The organism is Marinobacter shunpengi, from assembly GCF_045449695.1.
GTDB lineage: Bacteria > Pseudomonadota > Gammaproteobacteria > Pseudomonadales > Oleiphilaceae > Marinobacter.
The window spans coordinates 29410-51923 of record NZ_JBJJKZ010000011.1 but is presented as its reverse complement, the minus strand read 5'-3'; the positions used below and the strand labels follow the sequence as shown (position 1 = coordinate 51923).

Genomic DNA, 22514 nt, shown 5'->3' with positions numbered 1-22514 from the left:
CTTCACCCTCTCCCCAACCCTCTCCCGTCAAGGGAGAGGGGGCTACATAGAGTCACTGGCGGACCTCCCCTCACCCCTACGAGTGTGAGGGAGCTGCCTCAGCCCTACCCTGAAACTGAAGGAACAGAAGTCCCGCAGACGGCTTTAACATCCTGATTGGTTCTGCAATCATCAACCACTTAACGCACACTGACCTGGTAACGGGAGTCATCCGGATGAAGAACATCGCATTTATCGGCCTTGGCATCATGGGCTATCCGATGGCCGGCCACCTGGCAAAGGCCGGACTGGCCGTGAAAGTCTGGAATCGCAGCCCGGGAAAGGCGGGGCAGTGGGCCAGCGACTATGATGGCGAGGCCTGCACCACCATAGCGGAAGCGGTTGGACAGGCGGACCTGGTACTGACCTGTGTGGGCGCTGACCCGGATCTGAGGGAGGTTTATTACGGACCCGGGGGCATTACTGAAAACGCGCCCCGGGGCGCCGTACTGGTGGATCACACCACCGCATCCGCGGGCGTTGCCGAAGAGCTGTATGAAGCAGCCGCTGCGGCAGGACAGCAATTCATCGATGCGCCTGTCTCCGGCGGCCAGCAAGGGGCCGAGAACGGCCAACTCACGATTATGTGCGGCGGTGATGAACAGGCCTTTAACAGCGTCAGGGAAACTCTGAGCCTCTACTCGAAAGCCCTGAACCTGATGGGCCCGGCCGGCAGTGGCCAGAAGACGAAAATGGTCAACCAGATCGCCATAGCAGGCCTGGTACAGGGACTGTCGGAGGCCATCCATTTCGCGGAGCAGGCGGATCTGGATGTCAGCCGGGTGATTGATGTTATCTCCAAGGGCGCCGCCCAGTCCTGGCAGATGGAGAACCGCTCAGCCACCATGATCGCAGGCGAGTTCGACCATGGCTTTGCGGTGGATTGGATGCGCAAGGATCTGGCGATCTGCCTGGAGGAGGCGCGCAGAAACGGCTCCAAACTACCTGTAGCCGCCCTGGTGGATCAGTTCTATGGGGATGTGCAGGAGATGGGCGGACGACGCTGGGATACGTCATCGCTGGTACAGCGGCTGAGGAAACGGTGAAAGTCTGCCGCCGAGTCTGCGGCAAACAGCCCCTCTCCCCCTGAGAGAGGGGCCTTTAACTACTTCTTCTTGTCCCGCGGCACCCAGCGCCCGTTCTCGTACCAGGCGGACCAGCCCGTCGCCTTGCCATCCTTCTCGGACATGACGTACTGCTCCTTGGACTTGCGGCTGTAGCGGATCACCGTGGGATTGCCCTCTGGGTCCTTCTCAGGCGCCTCCATCAGATAATCGTACTTGGGATCGATTTCCTTGCGATGCGGCTTGATCTCCATGACCAGCGGCGGCCGGGTTTCCCGGTTCTTGGGGAACTTGCTGGCCGCCAGGAACAGGCCGGAGGCGCCATCCCGCAGGACGTAGGTGTCGTCCACCTTCTGGCACGGAAGCTCTGGCATGGGCACCGGGTCCATCTTGGGCGGTGCCGGCTCGCCGTTCTTCAGCAGCTTGCGGGTGTTCTTGCACTCGGTGTTGGTGCAGCCGAAATACTTGCCGAAACGCCCGGTCTTGAGCTGCATTTCAGAGCCACACTTGTCGCACTCCAGGGTCGGACCGTCATAGCCCTTGATGCGGAAGGTGCCCTCCTCCACTTCAAACCCGGGGCAGTCCGGATTGTTACCGCAGATGTGAAGTTTGCGCTTCTCGTCGATCAGGTAGCTGTCCATGGCGGTGCCACACTTGGAGCAGCGGCGCTTCTTGCGGAGCAGCAGGCTCTCGCCCTCGCCTTCCACGTCATCTTCGGCGCTGACCACCTCGTCACCGGAAACCAGGTTCATGGTGGTCTTGCAGCGCTCCTTGGGCGGCAGTGAATAGCCGGAGCACCCCAGGAAGACACCGGTACTGGCCACGCGGATCTGCATATTGCGACCGCAGGAAGGGCATGGAATATCCGTCTCCGTGGGCGTGTTGCTGCGCATGCCGCCCTCGGGCTTCTCCGCCTCCTCGAGCTGGTGGCGGAAACGGGCGTAGAAGTCGTTCAGAACCTTCTTCCAGTCCTCATCACCCTCGGCAATCTCGTCCAGCTCGTCTTCCATGCGGGCGGTGAAATCATAGTCCATCAGGTTCGGGAAGGACTCCGACAGGCGTTCGGTGACGATATCACCCATCTTCTCCGCGTAGAACCGGCGGTTCTGCAGACGGACATAACCCCGGTCCTGGATGGTGGAGATGATGGAGGCGTAGGTGGAGGGCCGGCCGATGCCCTGTTTCTCCAGCTCCTTGACCAGGCTGGCCTCTGTGTACCGGGGCGCCGGCTTGGTGAAGTGCTGGCTCGGGTCGAGCTTGACCAGGTCCAGCACCTCGTCCACCTGGATGTCCGGCAGGGCCACATCCTCGTCTTTCTTGGCGGACTGGGGCGCGGCCTTCAGGAAACCGTCAAACTTGATGATACGGCCACGGGTGCGTAGCTCGTAGTCGCCATTGGCCACCAGGATGGAGGTGCTGAGAAACTCCGCATCGGCCATCTGGCAGGCGATAAACTGGCGCCAGATCAGCTCATACAGCTTCTCAGCATCCTTTTCCAATCCACTGATATCAGAGGCTTTCCTGGTCACCTCAGTTGGGCGGATCGCCTCGTGGGCTTCCTGCGCCCCCTCTTTGCTTCCATAGACACGGGGCTTCTCCGGCAGGTAGCGGTCACCGAACTGTTTGCCAATGTAACCCCGTACACTGGTGACGGCGTCCTGGCTCAGGTTAGTGGAATCCGTCCGCATATAGGTGATGAAGCCCGCCTCATAGAGGCGCTGGGCGAGCATCATGGTCTTCTTGACGCTGAAGCCCATGCGGTTGCTGGCTGCCTGCTGGAGCGTGGAGGTGATGAACGGCGCCGACGGACGGGAGCGGGTGGGCTTGTCTTCCCGCTTGGCGACGCGGAACTCGCCCTGTTTCAGGCGCTCAACATGTTCGGTGCTCTGTTTCTCGTTGACCGGGCGGTAGGCCTTGTCCTGGTAGCGGGTCACCTCGAAGCGGACCGGAGAGGCCTGTTGCTTGAGGTCTGCATGGAGCTGCCAGTATTCCTCCGGCACGAAGCGGCGGATTTCCTTCTCCCGCTCGACGATCAGACGGACCGCTACCGACTGCACACGGCCGGCGGAGAGCCCCCGGGCGATCTTGGACCACAGCAGCGGCGACACCATATAGCCGACCACCCGGTCCAGGAAACGACGGGCCTGCTGGGCGTTGACCCGATTGGTATCCACACTACCCGGATCCTCGAAGGCCGCCTGGATAGCGCGCTTGGTGATTTCGTTGAACACCACACGGCGATACTTGTCGGACTCGCCGCCAATGGTTTCCCGCAGGTGCCAGGCGATGGCCTCCCCTTCACGGTCCAGATCCGTCGCGAGATAGACATGGTCGGCGGACTTGGCCAGGCGCTTGAGTTCACTGACCACCTTTTCCTTGCCGGGCAGGATCTCATAGCGGGCCTGCCAGTCCTGGTCCGGATCCACGCCCATCCGGGCAATCAGCTGATCCCGGGCCTTGCGCTTCTTGTAGGCGGCCTTTTCCTCCGGATTCATCTTCCGGGTCTGGGCCGCCTGCCGGGCACGCTCCTTGGGGTCGGAGGTAGAACCACTGCCACTGACGGGAAGATCGCGAATATGACCAACACTGGATTTTACGATGTAGTCGTTACCCAGATACTTGTTGATGGTCTTCGCTTTGGCTGGCGACTCGACGATAACGAGACTTTTACCCATATCAGAGACATTACCCCTGGAAACAGTTCAATAAACAGCCTTCCCCAAACCGCAAGAAAAATCAGCCAACTGGAACAGTACGGGGGCAGGCCGGATCGCATAGGTGCACTGTTTTACAGTGTCAGCTATTTCAAGACAACCCATTCTTTGATTTTTGGTATAGCTATAGCACAACCGTCAACAGGACAAGGCAATCTTTTATTACCTATCCATGTTCAGCATTCGTGGATTCCCGTGACGGCAATGAAAAGGCCCGGCACAAGGCCGGGCCTGATCACCTGGACTCCCCGGCCGGCAGAAGAATCCGCCGGCCATCAGGGTATCGGTCTGTCAGGTGGGCATCAGACCCGTTCCCAGACCGTTGCAATGCCCTGGCCGAGTCCGATACACATGGTGGATACTCCCAGATCTCCACCACGAGCCTGCATGATGTTCAGCAGGGTGGTGGAAATCCGGGCGCCGGAGCAGCCCAGGGGATGCCCCAGGGCAATGGCGCCACCATTGAGGTTGACCTTCTTGTCCATCACGTCCAGCAGCTTCAGATCCTTCAGTACCGGCAGGGACTGCCCAGCGAAGGCTTCGTTCAGCTCCCAGAAGTCGATGTCGTCGATGGTCAGACCGGCGCGCTTCAGCGCCTTCTTGGTGGCCGGAACCGGGCCATAGCCCATGATGGCAGGATCCACACCGGCGACCGCCATACCACGGATTTTGGCGATCGGCGTCAGGCCCAGCTCCTCGGCCTTCTCGGCGGACATCATCAGCATGGCGGAAGCGCCGTCGGTCAGCTGTGAGGACGTACCAGCAGTTACCGTACCCTGCTTCGGGTCAAAGGCCGGCTTGAGCTGGCCCAGTGACTCAGCCGTGGTCTCGGGACGGATGGTCTCGTCTTCCTCGATCAGCTTCACGAAGCCGTTCTCGTCATGACCTTCGATGGGCACGATCTCGTTCCTGAAACGGCCTTCCAGGGTCGCCTCGTGGGCCAGACGGTGGGACCGGGCCCCGAACTCGTCCTGCTGCTCACGGCTGATACCGTGCATCTTGGCCAGCATTTCCGCGGTCAGGCCCATCATGTTGGACGCCTTGGCAGAATACTTGGAGGAGGCCGGGTTATGGTCGAAGCCCTCAGTCATGGGTACATGCCCCATGTGCTCCACCCCGCCGATCACAAACACGTCGCCATTGCCAGTCTGGATCGCCTGGGCCGCGGTATGGATGGCGGTCATGGATGAGCCGCAGAGGCGGTTCACGGTCTGCGCGCCCGCCTCGTGAGGCACCCGGGTCAGCAGGGAGATGTGGCGTGCCACGTTAAAACCCTGCTCCTTGGTCTGGTTCACCGCGCCCCAGATGACGTCTTCCACGTCTTTCGGATTCAGCTTGGGGTTGCGGTCCAGCAGCGCATCAATCAACGCGGCGGACAGGTTCTCTGCGCGAACGTTGCGGAAGCAGCCGTTCTTGGCACGACCCATCGGAGTCCGCACGCAATCCACTACGACAACGTCTCTCGGATTAAGGCTCATAGATCTTTCTCCGTTCGGAAATCTCGTTCAGATACCCCTGAAACCGCGCCAGCCAAAGACTGGCGCTCAGAGGCCTCCATGGGTTCAGCCGAAGAACGTCTCGCCGTTCTTCGCCATTTCACGCAGCTTGTCGGTCGGGTGGTACAACGGACCCAGGTCTGCATACTTGTCTGCCAGCTCGACGAACTTGTCGACGCCCATGTCATCGATGTAGCGCAGTGCGCCACCGCGGAACGGAGGGAAGCCGATACCGTAGATCAGGCCCATATCGGCATCCGCCGGCTCCTCGACAATGCCATCTTCCAGGCAGCGAACGGTTTCCATGCACAGGGGAATCATCATGCGGGCGATGATGTCCTCGTCGGTCAGGTCTTTCTTGTCCTTGACCACAGGTTCAAGCAGTTTATAGGTTTCTTCGTCTACCACCTTCTTCTGCTTGCCTTTCTTGTCTTCCTCGTAGGCATAAAAGCCCTTGCCGTTCTTCTGGCCGTAGCGGTCGTTCTCGTACATCACATCAATGCCGGACTTCCAGTCGGTCTTCATGCGATCCGGGAAACCATCCGCCATAACTTCATTGGCGTGCTTGCCGGTGTCCATGCCAACCACGTCCAGCAGGTAGGCCGGACCCATGGGCCAGCCGAAGCTCTCCATCACCTTGTCCACGCGCTGGAAATCGGCACCGTCGCGCACCAGGCCGGCAAAGCCGCCAAAGTACGGGAACAGCACACGGTTCACCAGGAAGCCCGGGCAATTGTTGACCACGATCGGGGTCTTGCCCATGGCCTTGGCGTAGGCCACGGTGGTGGCGATGGCGCGGTCGCTGGTCTTTTCACCACGGATCACCTCAACCAGCGGCATCATCGGTACCGGGTTGAAGAAGTGCATGCCGCAGAAGTTCTCGGGACGCTTGAGGTTGGTCGCCAGGGTGTCAATGGAAATCGTGGAGGTGTTGGAAGTGATGATCGTGTCTTCGGAGACCTGATCTTCCACTTCCCGCAGCACGGAGTCCTTCACCTTCACGTTTTCGACCACGGCTTCAACCACGATATCCACGTTGCCGAAGTCGCCATAGGTCAGGGTCGGACGGATATTGTTGAGGGCGTCGGCCATCTGCTCGGGCTTCATCTTGCCCTTGGCGACACGCTTGCTCAGCAGCTTCTTGGCCTCTTTCAGACCCAGGGCAATGCCATCCTCGTTGATGTCCTTCATCAGGATCGGGGTGCCCTTGTACGCGGACTGGTAGGCAATACCGCCGCCCATGATCCCGGCACCGAGAACCGCGGCCTGTTTGACGTCAGCGGCTTCCTTCTCCCACTGCTTGGCCTTGGCCTTGAGCTTCTGGTCGTTCAGGAACAGTCCCACCAGGCAGGCCGCCACGTTGGTCTTGGCCATCTTGGCGAAGCCCTTGGCCTCCACTTCGATCGCCTTGTCGCGGGTCAGGCTGGCGTGTTTCTGCATGACCTTGATGGCTTCCACCGGGGCCGGATAGTTCTTGCCCGCCTGGCCGGCGACGAAACCCTTGGAGGTTTCGAAGGCCATCATGCTTTCCATGTTGTTGAGCTGGATCTTGCCCTTCTTCTCTTCACGACGGGCCTGGTAGTCGAGCTTGCCGTCGTTGCACTGCTCGATAATGGCCAGGGCGGCATCCATCAGCCTGTCGGCTTCCACTACGGCATCCACCGCGCCGGTCTTCAGGGCCTTGTCCGCACGGTTCTCGGAGCCCATGCAGATCCATTCGATGGCGTAGTCAACACCGATCAGGCGTGACAGGCGAACCGTACCGCCAAAGCCCGGAAAGATACCCAGTTTGACTTCCGGCAGGCCAACTTTCGCCTTGCTGTCCATTACCCGGTAATCGGTGGCCAGGCCCATTTCAAAGCCGCCACCCAGGGCCATGCCGTTAATGCAGGTCACGGTCGGGAAAGGCAGGTCTTCAATATCGTTGAATACAGCGTTGGCAGTGAGGTTGTTGTTGATCAGGTCTTCCTCAGGCCCGGCAAACAGGTCGGTAAACTCAGTGATGTCCGCGCCGACAATAAAACTGTCCTTGCCGCTGGTTACCACCAGCCCCCTGAGGTTGGTCTGTGCCTTCAGTTTGTCGGTGGCGGCCCTCAGTTCCTCGATGGTGAGGCGGTTGAACTTGTTCACTGACTCGCCCTGCAAGTCAAAGTTCAACTGGGCAATTCCGCCTTCGATCTCTTTTACCGTGATGGCTTTACCTTCGTAAATCATCAACTGATCTCCAGTCTGTGTTGATTGCTGTGCCCTGCTCCGACGACGCCGGGGCCGGCATTACAGCGGATTCTCGGTCACTGCCTCAAGCGCACCGTCTGGCTCGCTCGCTGACCGACTGCGTGACGATGCCCTTGCGCTCGGATCAAAATTCATACGGTCGTTTGAATCCAGAGGGGCACACCTTGTGAAAAAACATCGATCTTGTCAACGAATTTGTGACATCAGGTTAATAACGACTGCAAACTGCGCGTTAAAATGGCCGCCTAAGCTCACGGCGGAACTGCAAAATCGGGTAAAATCTCGGAACCGGGTCGCAATCTGTAACAAAGCGCTTGATTGGCTGTAGCGCTTAATTTAGCTTTGTGAACCGAGTCCCGTCCATTCGAATAAGAAAGCGCATCGCTTATGGAGTACCGCCCCAATGAATGACTCTCGCCTCCGAATCCATACTGTACTGGCAGCGATGGCTCTGTTGCTGGTCAGCTCTCTCTCGGCCCGGGCTGATGAAGGGGCTGCATTCCTGCGTGAACTTCATGAGTTCCGTCTCAACAACTTCATGGCGCTCTCTACCTATTATCGATATAGCGCCACCAGCGACACCGCCGCGGAAGGCAGTATCAAGGAGTTGATGGGTGAAGCCACCCGTAACCTGCAGGCGGTTTCCGAGAGCGGCGCCAACGTCCTTACCAGTGACCAGCTTGCCTCCCTGCGCACTGAGTTCAACACCTTCAGCCAACTGATGGCCCAGAACGTCAGCGACGTTACCGAAATCGGCTACCCGGACCTGCGCCTGGTGGGCGAAATGGCTAACCAGGCGGTCAAGCTGAGCAACGTCGCCCAGGAACTCTACACCCAGGCACGGGAAAGCTCCCAGACCGCCATCAAGCCGCAAGTGGAAACCGCACGCTCTGCCTCGGTGCTGATGGCCCAGATGCTGTCCCGCTATGCTGCCCGCTCCTACAGCCCGGTTACCCAGACCTTCCAGGGCGCCTCGGGCCTTGCACCGCTGGATGAGCAGGCCAGGGAGCTGGATGCCCTGATCACCGAATTCGTAACCGCTGCCGGCGATGGCTCACTGCAGGACACTGCGGTTGAAATCCAGACCAAGTGGGGCTTCATCCGGGACTCTTACATCAACTATAACAAGCAGAACGTGGTCTTTGTGATCGAACGCTACTCCCGCGCTATCCTTGAGGAGCTGAACCTGGCGGTAGACTCCCTCCAGAATGCCTGATTTTCCGGGCGTCCGACCTTTTTAAGGGCCACCTCCTGGTGGCCCTTTTCCGTTTATTTGACCACCGTCAGTTTACAGCACTGCGAATTGACCTAAAGTAAGGATTAAGGAGCCTCTGAATAACTCCTTGATGCCCTGTCCCACTTTGGAAAGGAGTGGCGTATCCATGTCTGTATACAACAAGATTCTGGTGGCTATCGATCTTACGGAAGAAGCCCCGCAAGTTCTCAAGAAAGCAATCGATATTGGTCGGCAACACAATGCCCGGGTGCTGCTGGCCCATGTGGTGGAGCCCGTGGGCTACGCCTACGGAGGTGACATCCCCATGGACCTGAGCGAACTCCAGGACCAGCTGGACAAGGCCGCCCGGGAGCAACTGACGGCCTATGGCAAGGAATACGATATTCCGGAGGAAGACCAGATCGTGACCGTGGGGCGGCCGGAATCGGAAATCCACCACCTCTGCGAAGACAAGGCCGTTGACCTGGTGGTGGTCGGCAGCCATGGCCGTAGCGGTATCCAGCTCCTGCTGGGCTCCACCGCCAACGGCGTACTCCATGGCTCCAAGTGTGATGTGCTGGCGGTCAGAATCCACTAATCGGGGCAGGACCGGGGGGCCTCAGCCCTGGCCTCCCGCCTGCTCCTCCAGCTCCAGCCACCGGTCCATGGCGGACTCCAGACGACCTTCGGTTTGCGACAGTTCCTGCAGGACACGATTAACCGTTTCCGTATCCTGCTGATAGAAATCCGGTGCCGACACCTGTTCATTCAGTGCCGCCACCTCTGTCTCCAGCTCCTCGATCTGCCCGGGAAGCTGTTCCAGTTCCCGCTTCAGCTTGTAGCTCAGTTTGACCGGACGGTCCGGACTGGCCTTGTCAGCCTTCGTCCCCGTATCAGCCGGACTGGACCTGGCAATGTCCGCTACCTGCTTCCTGCTGCCTCCCCGGGGGCGTTCCGCATCCAGCTCCGAGGGGAACCGGCCACCCTGGCGACGCCAGTCGGAATAGCCGCCCACGTACTGCCTGACCTGGCCGGAACCATCCAGGAACAGGGTATCCGTCGCGATGTTGTCCAGGAACTCCCGGTCGTGACTGATCACGATCACGGTACCGGCGAACTCCACCAGCCGGGCCTCCAGCAGCTCCAGGGTTTCCACATCCAGGTCGTTGGTGGGTTCGTCCAGAACCAGGATATTCGCGGGCTTGCTGAACAGTTTGGCCAGCAACAGCCGCGCCCGTTCACCGCCGGAAAACACCCGGACCGGAGACCGGGCCCGTTCCGGGGTGAACAGGAATTCCTGCAGGTACCCCAGGACATGCTTCTGCTGGCCGTTGATCTCGATGAACTCACGGCCTTCGGACAGGTTATCCAGGGCGTTCCGCTCCAGGTCCAGTTCGCCCCTGAGCTGGTCGAAATAGGCCACCTGCCGGTTGGTGCCCAGGCGGATGCGACCATCGGAGGGCTCCAGGTCGCCCAGGAGCAGGCGCACCAGGGTGGTCTTGCCGGTGCCGTTCTCCCCCACCAGACCAATCTTGTCGCCGCGGAGAACCGTCAGCGTGAGGTCCCGGATCACTTCTTTGCCGTCGGGATAGTGGAAGCCGGCGTCCAGCGCATCCACCACCAGCTTGCCGGACCGTGACGCATCCTCCACCGAGAAGCTGGCGGTTCCGACCCGCTCCCGCCGCTGCCGGTGCTCTTCCCTCATGGCCTTGAGCGCTCTGACCCGGCCCATGTTACGGGTACGCCGGGCCTTGATACCCTGTCGTATCCAGGCCTCTTCCTGCTTCAATCTCTTGTCGAACAGGGCGTTCTGACGCTCTTCCTCTTCCAGCGCCTTTTCCTTGAGCTCCAGATAGCGGTCGTAGGTGGCAGCGAAGCTCACCAGGTGCCCGCGGTCCAGCTCCACCACCCGGGTCGCCATACGGCGGATGAATGCCCGGTCATGGGAGACGAAGATAATGGCTCCACGGAACTGGGCCAGGGCGTCCTCCAGCCAGGCGATGGCCGGCACATCCAGGTGGTTGGTGGGCTCATCCAGCAACAGGATATCGGGGTCCGCCACCAGGGCCCTGGCGAGCAGGACGCGGCGCTGCCAGCCGCCGGACAGGGTATTCAGGGTCTGATCCGGGTCGATCCGGTACTGTTCCAGGATGGCATTCACCCGCTGGTCCAGACGCCAGCCATCCAGGGCTTCCAGGCGCTCCTGCACCTTCATCATACGATCAAGACTGGCCTCGTCGGCCTGATGGGACAGGCGGTGGAACTCCGCCAGCAACTGCCCGGTCTCCGGGAAGGCATCGGAAACCACCTCGTAGGCGGTACGGGCATCATCGGAGGGAAGCATCTGTGGCAGCACGGCCAGCTTCGCCCCGGAATCCAGCCGGACGATTCCGCCGTCGGGAACCACTTCCCCCGCAATGATCTTCAGCAATGTCGACTTGCCCTCGCCGTTGCGACCCAGCAGGCATACCCTCTCACCTGGTTCCACCACGAGGGAGGCATGGTCCAGCAAGGGCTGCATACCATAGGCCAGGGAAATATCTTCAAGGGTCAGCAGTGGCATGTAGGAAACGACTCCTTTGTCTTCTGAACAGTTACCGGATCCCCGACGCGCAGGGTTCCGGCCTCAAGATGTACGCCGTTGGCGCCGAAGATGACGCCTTTGTCAGTACGGCGGAAGGTGGCCAGGGTTTTCAGCGGATTGCCATCTGACGAACGCTCGCCGGTGTCCGGATCCACAGTCGTCATGATGCAACGGCTGCAGGGCTTGACCAGCCGTACCGGCACGGCGCCAAGCATGACCTGTTCCCACAGGTCTTCTTCCCAGGGCTGTGCCGCCCCCTCCACCACCACATTGGGGCGGAACCGCCGCATCTCGGCGTCCCAGGGCATCCGCCGATTCAGGTCATCCAGGGAGGCCTGGCTGGTGACCAGGAACGGGAAGCCATCGGCAAAACTGACCGGGTAAACCGAGGCCAGGTTCTCATGACGTGCCGGGCGGGTGACCGACTCCGGCATATGGACCAGGGAAACCCGTTTCCCGAGGAATCCGGACAGGGCCTCGGAGGCCTCCGGGGTGGCATTGAGGACACCCTCGATCTCATCCCTCCAGACGCTGACCCGTCTGGACTGGTCACTGACATCGACCTGAATCCTGTCCTGGCCGGGAATATCCAGGAACAGCCCGCCATCAACCAGGTGCGGCTGGATCCTGGCCAATGCCGGATGTTTCCGCTGGGTAACGAACCGACCGTCCCCATCCACCAGCATCCAGCGACGGTCTCCGGCGGGGCCGAAGCGGTCCAGACGCAGTTCATCCAGGGCGACACCGGCCAGGGACTTGACCGGATAGTAGTAGAGCGATTTGATCTTCATGGCACATCCCGGGCCTTTGCATGGGAACCGCGCCAGTATACTGAAGTTCAAGGGTCCTGAGGCCCCGGAGACGAAAAAAACCAGCCCTTGGGCTGGTTTGGATCATCCCCTCCCTGCCGGGGGGCTGTGACTGGATACCGCCCGGCTCAGGTCTCCATGGACGCCTGGTACTCTCCCTGCATGGCCACGCAGTTGAGCCTCGCCCGTTCCAGGAATGCCCCCTGGGCCACCGGCACCATGGCCGGATCACCACGCCAGGCCGACATGGCGGGCTCCTGAAGCGCACGGGCGAAGGAGAACCCCAGCTGCCAGGGCGCCTTGTCGCGGACCTGGTTGAGGGCGTTGAGGTTGGCGGTGGCCTCTTCGGGGCTCTGCCCCCCGGACAGGAAGTTAATGCCGGGAACCGCAGCGGGGACCGTCCGCCGAAGGGTCTTCAGGGTCATTTCCGCCACCTGCGCCGGTGTCGCCCTGGCGGCCGACTTCCCCGGAGTCACCATGCTCGGCTTGAGGATCATGTGCTCAAGCAGGACACCGTGCTGATGGAGCGCATGGAACACCGAGTGCCAGACCTGTTCATTGACCGTGGCACTGCGCTCCATGCTGTGGTCGCCATCAATCAGTACCTCAGGCTCGACAATGGGCACCACCCCCACGGACTGGCACACCGCCGCATACCGGGCCAGCATCTCGGCATTGGCGTCCAGACCGAGCCGGGTCGGGTTGTGGTCGGTAATCGGATAGACTTCCCGCCACTTGGTGAAGCGCGCGCCCCGGGCCTTGTAGGTCTCCAGCCGTTCCGCAAGCCCGTCCAGCCCATAGGTGATCATGTCGCCGGGTGCGCCCGGTAAAGGCCCTTTCCCCTTGTCGACCTTGATGCCAGGTATAATGCCCCGGGCCGCGGCCAGTTCCGGCAGCGGGGTGCCATCATCCGTGGCCTGGCCGAGGGTTTCCTCATAGAGGATGACCCCGGCAATGGCGTCGCCGGCCCCTTCCGCTGACAGCAACAGCGTCCGATAGGCCCGGCGATTCTCCTCCGTGGACTCAATGCCAGCGTCGGCAAAACGCTTGGCGATCGTACCCGTGCTCTCATCAGCCGCCAGGATGCCACGGCGGTAATCGATGAGCTGGTCAATGGTATCTTGCATCTCTGTGATGACAGACATTGTCTCCTCCTCCTGCGCTTCCCTGATCTAGTGACCTTAGCATTTACCGATAACCCTACAACATGCCGCCAAAGGTCCCTGAAGCAGTCCAGCGTGGTGCCCCCTCGGTCATGGGCAATAGATGTAGTGGCACTCCCGGAATAATAGGACATCCCCCGGGGTCAGGCTGGACATGGGAGAACAAATGGGAAAGCAGAGCCGGGTGAGGACACCGGCGGCGGAAACCAGGGGAGCAAAAACGAAAAAACCCGGCCTTTCGGGCCGGGTTTTCTGGAATCTGGAGCGGGAAACGAGATTCGAACTCGCGACCCCAACCTTGGCAAGGTTGTGCTCTACCAACTGAGCTATTCCCGCTGGTTGCTGAGGGGCGTTGCCCTTCAACGGCTGCGTATTCTACCGATAGGGCCGACGCCGTCAACCGTTTTTATGAAATTTTCTTTGCATGGCCAACAACCGAATACGTCGCCTGCCAAGCCATGCGATGTGTCGCTCATGCCTGCCCATAGGTACTGGCTCCGGCCCCCAGGTAATCCCGCTCCTCCGGTGTCGATGGCCGCTTTAGTGCCCCATTTCGATGGGGAAAGCGACCAAACCGCTCGATCACAGCGCGATGCTCTCGGGCGGACTCCAGGAAGCTGCCGAGGAACGTACCCAGCGGTCCATCCGTGGAAGCGGCCAACTGGTCATACAGCGCCACCGAGCGATCCTGGTGGGTCAGCTTTTCGGAATGCTGTAACGGCATGTACAGGAACGCCCGCTGGATGGGTACCAGCCGGACATCGGCCCCTGCCTCCAGCCCTTCCAGACACAGGCGAATGGCCTGAGCATCGTTGGAGAACGCCATGGCGCCGCCACGGTGGATGTTCCGGGTAAACTGATCCAGCAGGATGATCTCCGCCAGCCGTCCCCCGGGCTCGGTCCGCCACTGTTCCAGGCCATTCTCGGAGGCAAACAGGACCATGGACAGGAAACGCCGGCGGATTTCCTGATCAAAGGCCCGTGACGAACGGAACCAGCGCTCCCGATGCTCCCGGTCCGGCAGCCCATGTTCATCCAATGGGCCAAACCAGAAATCCAGAAGTTCATGCCATGCGAACATAACTCCTCCGGTTACTGTTGAAATTCGCAGTCGTAATCCCGCAGTTATACACTGGTTGAGGTCGTATCCAAAGGAGCAGATCACCTATGACGGCACCCACACGGATCCTGTTACTGGCCCATGGCAGCAGCGACCAGCGCTGGTGCGAGACATTTGAAGCCCTGGCCGCCCCCACCCTGGCGTCCCTGCCCGAGGCCCGCGTGGCCTATATGGAACTGGCGGAGCCATCGCTGGAGACCGAAATCCGAGAGGCCGTGGCCGACGGCGTCACCAGCGTCCGGGTGGTTCCCCTGTTCCTGGCGGCCGGTCGTCATCTGCGCAAGGATGTGCCCGCCATGCTGGAGGACTACCGCCAGCGTTACGGCGTGGACGTCACCCTGCTCCCCCCCATCGGAGAAGATCCCCGCCTCGGCCTTGCCCTGAGGGACATCGTCCAGGGGACCCTGGAGGAAGCCAATGCCTGACAGACACATACTGGTCACCGGCGGCACAGGCTTTATCGGTCGTGTGCTCTGCCCCGAACTGCTCAATGCCGGCTACCAGGTGGATGTACTGAGCCGACAGTCGCCGGAGAACGTGCGAGCGATCTGCGGCCAGGTAACCCCGATAGGGAACCTGACGGATATTGGCGAAGGATCCGGCTATGACGCCGTCGTCAACCTGGCGGGCGAGGGCATTGCCGAAAAACGCTGGACCGAGCATCGCAAACAGGTGCTGCGGGACAGCCGGATCGCCCTGACCCGGGAACTGGTTTCCGCCCTGCTACGCTGCGACCGGCTGCCTGAGGTCATGGTATCCGGCTCGGCCGTGGGGTACTACGGCGCCCAGGGCGATACCACGGTGAACGAGGACGCCGTCCCCAATGACGAGTTCAGCCACCGGCTGTGCGCCGACTGGGAGAAAGCCGCAGCAGTGCTGGCCGATAAGGGAGTACGGATGTGCTATTCGCGGACCGGGCTTGTGGTCGGCCCCGATGGCGGTTTTCTGGAGCGGATGGTATTGCCATTCAGGCTCGGTCTGGGCGGACGCATCGGTGATGGACAGCAGTATATGCCCTGGGTTCACCGCTGTGACGTGGTCAACGCCATCCTGTGGATGCTGGCCACGGAAAGCGCCAGTGGTGCCTATAATGTGGTCAGCCCGAATCCGGTGACCAACAGCGGCTTCACCAGGACCCTGGCGAAGGTGCTCTCCCGCCCGGCGGTATTCCCGGTGCCGTCGGTGGTGCTGAAGCTGGCCCTGGGAGAGATGTCACGGCTGTTGCTTACCGGCCAGAGAGCCGTTCCCGAACGTCTGGAACAATCGGGCTTCCGGTTCACCTACCCGGAACTGGAGCCCGCCCTGAAGCATGCCCTGGGTAAGTAATAGCCGTGGCCAGGAGCCTGCGCGGCAGAAAGTCGCACCGCTGCGACCGCCCCACTTTGGCCCCTTTTGAGCGCTCATTTTCGTTACATAGAACCACTATGCGCCTCAAATGACCGTCAAAATGGCCTCAAAGTGGGACGCTCTCGCCTGGCGCGATTTCTACCGCGCAGACTCCCAGGCAAAAAAACTGGCATTTTTCGGCACCAACCGTTGACAGCCGCAGGGCGCATTCTTAATATACGCGCCACCTCGACGAGGCAAGGTTTTTGAGGAATGCGTCCCCTTCGTCTAGTGGCCCAGGACTCCGCCCTTTCACGGCGGCAACAGGGGTTCGAACCCCCTAGGGGACGCCACTCATTTCCTGCTAACGATCGCGAGACTTGTGCTTTACCCCGGCTTTTATCCTCGCATCCCGCACCACAAACCACCCCACGGCCGCCATAAAGCCGACCATCAGAAGTACCGTTCCCATTCCGGCAATAACCACGGCATCCCAATACATCGTATTACTCCTCTGTAGCCCGCCATAATCCCCGATACCTGCAGGATCCTGTTACGAGTTCAGGTTACGCTGGCCTGGATAGTCCGGTATTGACCTGTATCAACCGGGATAAAACGCCTTTTCGCGCTGTTCCCGGCACATTTTCCCGATGGACGGGACAAGGCCGATGCCCGACTGCTATATTTTCCAGAGGTTACATAATAATAACCTGCCGTGGCCGGAACTGACGCCTGGCCCACAATAAGGGGTCGTCAAGGAGTCAGAGCCCTGGCCTGCCACATCGCATACGGGAAGACATTCAGACAAACGGGATGCTCAGACTTATTTCGCGCCTTCAGCAGTTCCGCCGCGGCTCGCCCCTGTCGTTCCGTCTGCTGGCCTATATCCTGCTGTTCAGTTCCGCATTCACGCTGATTGCCTCCGGTTTACAGATCTACAGTGACTTCAAGAAGGATGTGGCTGCTATCGAGGAACGCTTCGAGGTGGTGGAAAGCGGCTATCGCTCCAGCCTTTCCCGCAGCCTGTGGGCCCTGGACCGCAACCTGCTGGAGGTACAGATGGAAGGCATTCTCTCCCTGCCCGATATCATCCACCTGCGCCTTCGCATCTATCCGGACTCGGAACTCGTCATGGGAGAAAGCCCGGACCGCGAGGCCTCCACCCGGGAACACCGCTTCATCATCTCCCATAACGGCGCCCTGCAGACCGAGCTGGGCGAACTGACCGTCACCGCGTCCCTGGAGCGCACCTACCGGGAACTGGAACAGAAGATCTGGATCACTCTGGCCACCCAGTTCATCAAGACGTTCCTGACAGCCATCCTGATCGTGTGGATCTTCCGCCAGATGGTGACCCGCCACCTCAGTCATATGGCCCGGTACGCCCGGAATTTCTCGCTGGACAACCTGGACCAGCCACTGCGCCTGGAGCGCTCCGACCGAAAACGGCACCGCACCGATGAACTGGCCCAGGTCACCGATGCTTTCAACCAGATGCGGGAACGTCTGGGGGAAGACCTGGATCGACGAAAAAGGGACGAGACAGAAATACGCAAGCTGTCCATGGCCGTGGAGCAGAGCCCGTCTTCGGTGATGATCTGTGATCGGCAGTGGCGTATCGAGTTCGTTAACCACAAGTTCACCCAGCTCACCGGCTACCCGGCCGACCAGGTGCTCGGACATCGCCCCGGTGAGCTTTCCCTGGGTGCTCATGCCCATCGGGACAGCCAGAGCCTATGGCAGACCATCCGCGTCCAGGTCCAGCGGGTCGGCGTCTGGCAGGGGGAAGTCAACAGTGTCCGCCGCAACGGTGACCGCTACTGGGAACAAATCGTGGTATCACCGATCAAGGACGACGGCGGGCGCATCAGCCACTTCCTGGTGATTGGCGAGGACATCAGCATTCGCAAGCGCTATGAACAGCAATTGCTGCGGCAGGCCAACTACGACATCCTCACCGGGCTGCCCAACCGGATGCTGGCCCTGGACCGCCTCAAACTCGCCGTGGCCCAGGCCCAGCGTGAATATAGCCTGGTCGGGATCATGTTCCTGGATCTGGACAACTTCAAGCACATCAACGACACCATGGGGCACGACGCTGGCGACAACCTGCTGGTGGAGGCGTCACGACGGATTTCCTCCTGCCTGCGGGGCACCAGTACCGTGGCTCGTCTCGGCGGAGACGAGTTCCTGGTGCTACTGCCGGGGCTGAAGGACGCCAACGGCGCCGAGCAGGTGGCGGAGCGTATCCTCGGCGGATTCGGCTCACCCTTTGTGCTGGGGGGACAGGAAGTGTTCGTCACCACCAGCATCGGCATCGCCATCTACCCATCGGATTCCGATAACACCGGCACCCTGCTCCAGAATGCCGATGCCGCCATGTACGAGGCCAAGCACAAGGGCAAGAGCGCCTGGGAACGCTTCGCCCCGGAAATGAAGGAACTGTCCCACGAACGCCTGCAGATGGAGTCGCGAATGCGGCGGGCACTGGAACTGGATGAATTCGAACTCTGGTTCCAGCCGATTGTCGATACGGTCTCCGGCGAGGTGACCGGTGCCGAGGCGCTGCTGCGCTGGAACAATCCTGTGATGGGCATGGTCATGCCCGACCGTTTTATCCCCCTTGCCGAGGAGACCGGCATGATCATCCCCATTGGTCGCTGGGTGCTGGAGCAGGCCTGCGCTGCCAATCGGCGCTGGCAGGAGGCTACCGGTAAGGAACTGACCATTGCTGTGAACGTCTCTCCACGCCAGTTCCGGGACCCGGAATTCGTCAGCTGCACGCTGCAGGCTCTGAACGACAGCAAGATGCCGCCGGAACGGGTGGCACTGGAGATCACCGAGCGCCTGCTGCTGGACAACAGCATTGAGACGGCGGCCATTCTCCACGAACTGGACAAGGCAGGGCTCCGGCTGTCGGTGGACGATTTCGGCACCGGCTTTTCGGCGTTAAGCTACCTCAAGAGCTACCCGTTCGACATCCTGAAGATCGACAAGTCCTTTATTGGCGACGTGCAGGTATCCGGTGACAATTCCGCCCTGGTGCGGGCCATCATCACCATGGCCCACAGCCTCAGCCTCACCGTGGTGGCCGAGGGCGTGGAGGAAGAGGCACAGACCGATTTCCTGAAGACCCACAACTGTGACTTTGCCCAGGGGTACTTCTACAGCCGGCCCCTGCCCGAGGCCGAATTCCTGGCCTGGATGCGTACCCGATAGCGCCTGCCCTTCCTGCCAACGCTGTTCAAGTCGATCCGGCGCCGGTAAGCTATCCTGGCTCCAGTCATCGTGTATACATGAATCAAATCAAGGATATCGACAGCATGGATGATCAGGTTCTGGTCATAAACTGCGGCAGTTCCTCCGTCAAGATTGCGCTGTTCGACCGCAATGGCGAGCTCCGGGTGTCCGCCCTGGCGGAGCGGATTGGCCAGCAAGGGGCCCGGCTGGTACCGGAGGGGCACGACCCCATCCACTTGCCTGAAGGCGCGGACCACCGTCAGGCCCTGACCGACAGCATCCGCTGGTTGCAGCAACAGGGGCACCTGGGCAAGGCGCCACTGGCCATCGGCCATCGCGTGGTCCATGGCGGCGAGGCCTTCCACCGTGCCGCGCTGCTGGATGACGACGTCATCCGGGCCATTGAGGATTGCGCCAGCCTGGCCCCGCTCCATAACCCGGTGAATCTCGCCGGCATCGAAGCGGCCCGGGAGCTTTTCCCCCGGGTGCCGCAGGTCGCCGTGTTCGATACCGCCTTTCACCAGACCCTGCCGCGCCACGCCTGGCTCTACCCGGTTCCACGGCGTTTCTACGAGGACTGGGGTGTACGCCGCTATGGCTTTCACGGCACCAGCCACCAGTACATGGCCGAGGAATCCGCCCGACGACTGGACAAGACAACCGACAACACGTCCATTATTTCCGCCCACCTGGGTAACGGTTGCAGCATCACCGCCATCCGTGACGGCCGCAGCGTGGACACCAGCATGGGTCTGACGCCCCTGGAAGGCCTGGTCATGGGCACCCGCAGTGGCGATGTGGATCCTGGCCTGTTTGATTTCCTGGCCGACAAGGGGATCGAGCCGGAGGAAACCCACCGTATCCTCAACCGGGAGAGCGGACTGCTGGGGCTCTCCGGCAGCACCAGCGACATGCGCAACCTCCTGAAGGCAGCCAACGAGGGCGATGACCATTGCCGGGATGCCTTCGAGGTGTTCTGTTTCCGGCTGGCCCGCTACATTGGTGCCATGATGGTGTCCCTTGACCGTCTGGACGCCCTGGTGTTTACCGGAGGCATCGGCGAGAACAGCGCCGAGGTGCGTGCCCGGACCGTAGAGCACCTTACCCTGGCCGGTTTCCGGCTGGATGCCGACAGCAACCGAGACCATGGCCGGGCTCGGAACGGTCGGATATCCGCCGATGACAGCCGCTTCCCGGTACTGGTCATTCCCACCCGGGAAGAAGCCATGATTGCCCGGGAAGCCCTCGCCCTGGCGTCCGACGAGCACCAGCCCACGACCGCCCCAAACCACTGACTGAAGGAACACCGCTGCCATGGCAAAAAGTCTGTTTATCGCCCCCACGGAACTTAACAGCGGCCTCACCTCCGTGTGTCTGGGCCTGCTCCGGGCCCTGGACCGGGTCGGGGTCCGGGTCGGGTTCTACAAGCCGGTGAGCCAGCCGGCCCGGTCCTCCGGCGACCAGTCAGGGGAGGATTTCTCCGTTCCCTTCGTCAGGGCCCGCTCCGACCTGGATCCCCCCAACCCGATTTCCCTCAAGGAGGCCCAGAACCTGTTGAACCGGGGCAAGGCCGATGAGTTCATGGAGGGCATGGTCGGGCGGTTCCAGAACGTGGCCAGGGATGTGGACGTAGTTATCGTGGAGGGACTCGTGCCCGACCGCAGCGAGGCCTACACTGCCCGCATGAATGTGGAGATGGCGCGCAATCTTGGCTCCGAGGTGATCCTGGTCTGCTCTCCCGATGGCCGGGACTGCCGGGAACTCGACGAATGGCTGGATTTCTCCGCGCGGCTGTTCGCCGATCCCGGAGATCCGGATGTGATTGGCGTGGTCCTCAACAAACTGGGCAAACCCGAACAGACCGGCATGCTCCCTTCCTTCAACCGCCGGGAGCCGGTGGAGACGCCGGATTACGACACTGACTGCGAGATCTTCCGTTCCGGTCGCCTGCGACTGCTGGCCGGCATCCCCTGGCAGCCGGAGCTACTGGCACCGCGCATGTCGGACATCGCCAGGGACCTTGGCGCTGACATCCTCCACGAAGGGGAAATGGGCACCCGCCGGGTACAGAAGGTATCGGTATGTGCCCGCACCATTCCGAACATGGTGGACACCCTGCGGCCGGGCGCCTTGATCGTTACCCCGGGCGACCGGGAGGACATCCTGCTGGCCACCGCCGTGGCCGCCCTTAACGGGGTGCCCCTGGCGGGTCTGCTGCTCACAGGCGGACTGATGCCGGACCAGCGGACCATCGACCTCTGCCGTCGCGGGCTGGCCACCGGCCTGCCCGTCCTCAGGACGGACACCAATACCTATGAAACCGCCCACCAGCTTGCCAACCTGCCCGGCGTGGTTCCGGCAGACGATCCGGACCGGATCGAAAAAGTCATGGAAGCTGTAGCATCGCGGCTGGACGCCGACTGGCTGCAGCAGCACCTGAAGGTTGAGAGGTTACGCCGGCTGTCGCCGCCGGCCTTCCGCCACCAGCTCTCCCAGTTGGCCCGACAGGCCGGCAAACGTATTGTATTGCCGGAAGGCAACGAACCGAGGACCGTGCAGGCCGCCATTATCTGTACCCAGCGGGAGCTGGCCCACTGTATCCTGCTGGGCGAAAGGGAAGACATCGAGGCGGTGGCGGAATCCCAGGGCCTGCCGTTGCCGGAGGGCCTGGAGATCATAAATCCCGCCGACGTACGCCAGCAGTATGTGGCCCCCATGGTGCAACTCCGCAAACACAAGGGCCTGGCACCGGATATGGCGGAAGCCATGCTGGAGGACAATGTGGTGCTGGGTACCATGATGGTGGCCCAGAACGAGGCCGACGGCCTGGTGTCCGGTGCCGTACACACCACCGCCAATACCGTTCGCCCTGCCCTGCAACTGATCAAGACGGCGGACAATGCCGAGGTGGTGTCCTCCGTCTTCTTCATGCTGCTGCCCGAACAGGTACTGGTTTACGGCGACTGTGCCATCAACCCGGACCCGAATGCCGAGGAACTGGCGGATATCGCCATCCAGAGCGCGGATTCCGCCAAGGCCTTTGGTGTGCAACCGGTGGTCGCCATGATCAGCTACAGCACCGGTAGCTCCGGCAGTGGTGCGGATGTGGACAAGGTTCGGGAAGCCACGGAAATCGCCCGGAAGCGGCGCCCGGACCTGGTGATCGACGGACCGCTCCAGTACGACGCGGCGGCCATTGCCGACGTGGGCAGGAGCAAGGCGCCGGACAGCCCCGTCGCGGGCAAGGCTACCGTCTTCATCTTCCCGGACCTGAACACCGGCAACACCACCTACAAGGCGGTTCAGCGCAGCGCTAACGTGGTGAGTATCGGCCCCATGCTCCAGGGCCTCAGGAAGCCGGTGAACGACCTGTCCCGGGGTGCCCTGGTGGACGATATCGTGTTCACCATCGCCCTGACCGGTGTGCAGGCCGCCCAGGCGGAAGCCGCCGCCGACAGCTGAGCCCCCACGAAAAAGGCCAGGCCCATTCATTGAGGGTGCCTGGCCT

The 22514-nt window shown here is 61.3% G+C and carries 16 protein-coding genes and 2 tRNA genes; 9 read left to right on the top strand and 9 right to left on the bottom strand.

Translation table 11 applies throughout. The annotated features are described in order from the left end of the window. The first annotated feature begins 215 nt into the window (after nt 1-215). Nucleotides 216-1085: an NAD(P)-dependent oxidoreductase gene (locus tag ACJO2E_RS06610; protein ID WP_406963006.1), complete on the top strand. Its 870-nt coding sequence runs from the start codon at nt 216-218 to the stop codon at nt 1083-1085. 59 nt (nt 1086-1144) lie between these two features. Here ACJO2E_RS06610 and topA read toward each other — a convergent pair whose 3' ends face one another. The 3 genes from topA to fadB form a co-directional block, all read right to left on the bottom strand. Then, nucleotides 1145-3778, bottom strand: a complete 2634-nt coding sequence (topA, locus tag ACJO2E_RS06605; RefSeq protein ID WP_406963005.1) for a type I DNA topoisomerase — start codon at nt 3776-3778, stop codon at nt 1145-1147. A gap of 341 nt (nt 3779-4119) precedes the next feature. Beyond that, nucleotides 4120-5295 carry an acetyl-CoA C-acyltransferase FadA gene (fadA, locus tag ACJO2E_RS06600; RefSeq protein ID WP_406963003.1) on the bottom strand — a complete coding sequence of 392 codons (1176 nt, stop codon included), beginning with the start codon at nt 5293-5295 and terminating at the stop codon, nt 4120-4122. A gap of 84 nt (nt 5296-5379) precedes the next feature. Beyond that, a complete protein-coding gene (fadB, locus tag ACJO2E_RS06595; RefSeq protein ID WP_406963001.1) occupies nt 5380-7527 on the bottom strand; it encodes a fatty acid oxidation complex subunit alpha FadB in 2148 nt (715 codons plus the stop codon). 424 nt (nt 7528-7951) lie between these two features. Here fadB and ACJO2E_RS06590 point away from each other — a divergent pair, with 424 nt between their 5' ends. After that, nucleotides 7952-8764, top strand: coding sequence for a hypothetical protein (locus ACJO2E_RS06590; protein WP_406962999.1), 813 nt, complete (start codon nt 7952-7954; stop codon nt 8762-8764). A gap of 166 nt (nt 8765-8930) precedes the next feature. Continuing rightward, nucleotides 8931-9362: a universal stress protein gene (locus tag ACJO2E_RS06585; protein ID WP_406962997.1), complete on the top strand. Its 432-nt coding sequence runs from the start codon at nt 8931-8933 to the stop codon at nt 9360-9362. Nucleotides 9363-9383: 21 nt separating this feature from the next. Here the strand turns inward: ACJO2E_RS06585 and ACJO2E_RS06580 are convergent, their stop codons facing one another. The 5 genes from ACJO2E_RS06580 to ACJO2E_RS06560 form a co-directional block, all read right to left on the bottom strand. Then, nucleotides 9384-11327, bottom strand: a complete 1944-nt coding sequence (locus ACJO2E_RS06580) for an ATP-binding cassette domain-containing protein (RefSeq protein WP_406962996.1) — start codon at nt 11325-11327, stop codon at nt 9384-9386. Then, entirely contained in the window at nt 11315-12139 is an 825-nt protein-coding gene (locus ACJO2E_RS06575; protein ID WP_406962994.1) for an MOSC domain-containing protein, read from the bottom strand. Before ACJO2E_RS06575 ends, ACJO2E_RS06580 begins: the two co-directional genes overlap by 13 nt. 146 nt (nt 12140-12285) lie before the next feature. Beyond that, nucleotides 12286-13302, bottom strand: a complete 1017-nt coding sequence (locus ACJO2E_RS06570) for a class I fructose-bisphosphate aldolase (protein WP_406962992.1) — start codon at nt 13300-13302, stop codon at nt 12286-12288. A gap of 278 nt (nt 13303-13580) precedes the next feature. Further along, a tRNA-Gly gene (locus ACJO2E_RS06565) sits at nt 13581-13656 on the bottom strand. A gap of 136 nt (nt 13657-13792) precedes the next feature. Continuing rightward, entirely contained in the window at nt 13793-14401 is a 609-nt protein-coding gene (locus ACJO2E_RS06560) for a DUF924 family protein (protein ID WP_406962990.1), read from the bottom strand. Between the two features lie 86 nt (nt 14402-14487). On the opposite strand from ACJO2E_RS06560, the gene ACJO2E_RS06555 reads away from it, so the two are divergent. The 3 genes from ACJO2E_RS06555 (at nt 14488) to ACJO2E_RS06545 (ending at nt 16119) form a co-directional block, all read left to right on the top strand. Next, a complete protein-coding gene (locus tag ACJO2E_RS06555) occupies nt 14488-14865 on the top strand; it encodes a sirohydrochlorin chelatase (protein ID WP_406962989.1) in 378 nt (125 codons plus the stop codon). Further along, a complete protein-coding gene (locus tag ACJO2E_RS06550; protein ID WP_406962987.1) occupies nt 14858-15766 on the top strand; it encodes a TIGR01777 family oxidoreductase in 909 nt (302 codons plus the stop codon). The genes ACJO2E_RS06555 and ACJO2E_RS06550 overlap by 8 nt, the downstream gene beginning before the upstream one ends. 277 nt (nt 15767-16043) lie before the next feature. Beyond that, nucleotides 16044-16119: transfer RNA gene (locus ACJO2E_RS06545), tRNA-Glu, on the top strand. 11 nt (nt 16120-16130) lie between these two features. Here the strand turns inward: ACJO2E_RS06545 and ccoM are convergent. Next, complete coding sequence (gene ccoM, locus ACJO2E_RS06540) at nt 16131-16268, bottom strand: cytochrome c oxidase subunit CcoM (RefSeq protein WP_406962985.1); 138 nt, start codon at nt 16266-16268, stop codon at nt 16131-16133. 311 nt (nt 16269-16579) lie between these two features. On the opposite strand from ccoM, the gene ACJO2E_RS06535 reads away from it, so the two are divergent. The 3 genes from ACJO2E_RS06535 to pta all read left to right on the top strand — a co-directional run bounded on the left by ACJO2E_RS06535 (nt 16580) and on the right by pta (nt 22468). After that, the gene (locus tag ACJO2E_RS06535; RefSeq protein WP_406962983.1) at nt 16580-18985 is read left to right on the top strand and encodes a bifunctional diguanylate cyclase/phosphodiesterase; all 2406 of its coding nucleotides are present in this window, start codon (nt 16580-16582) and stop codon (nt 18983-18985) included. Nucleotides 18986-19089: 104 nt separating this feature from the next. Then, nucleotides 19090-20301 (top strand): acetate/propionate family kinase, encoded by a 1212-nt coding sequence (locus tag ACJO2E_RS06530; protein ID WP_406962981.1) that lies wholly within the window; start codon nt 19090-19092, stop codon nt 20299-20301. 19 nt (nt 20302-20320) lie between these two features. Beyond that, on the top strand, nt 20321-22468 hold the full coding sequence (pta, locus tag ACJO2E_RS06525; RefSeq protein WP_406962979.1) for a phosphate acetyltransferase: 2148 nt from the start codon (nt 20321-20323) through the stop codon (nt 22466-22468). Nucleotides 22469-22514: the final 46 nt, after the last annotated feature.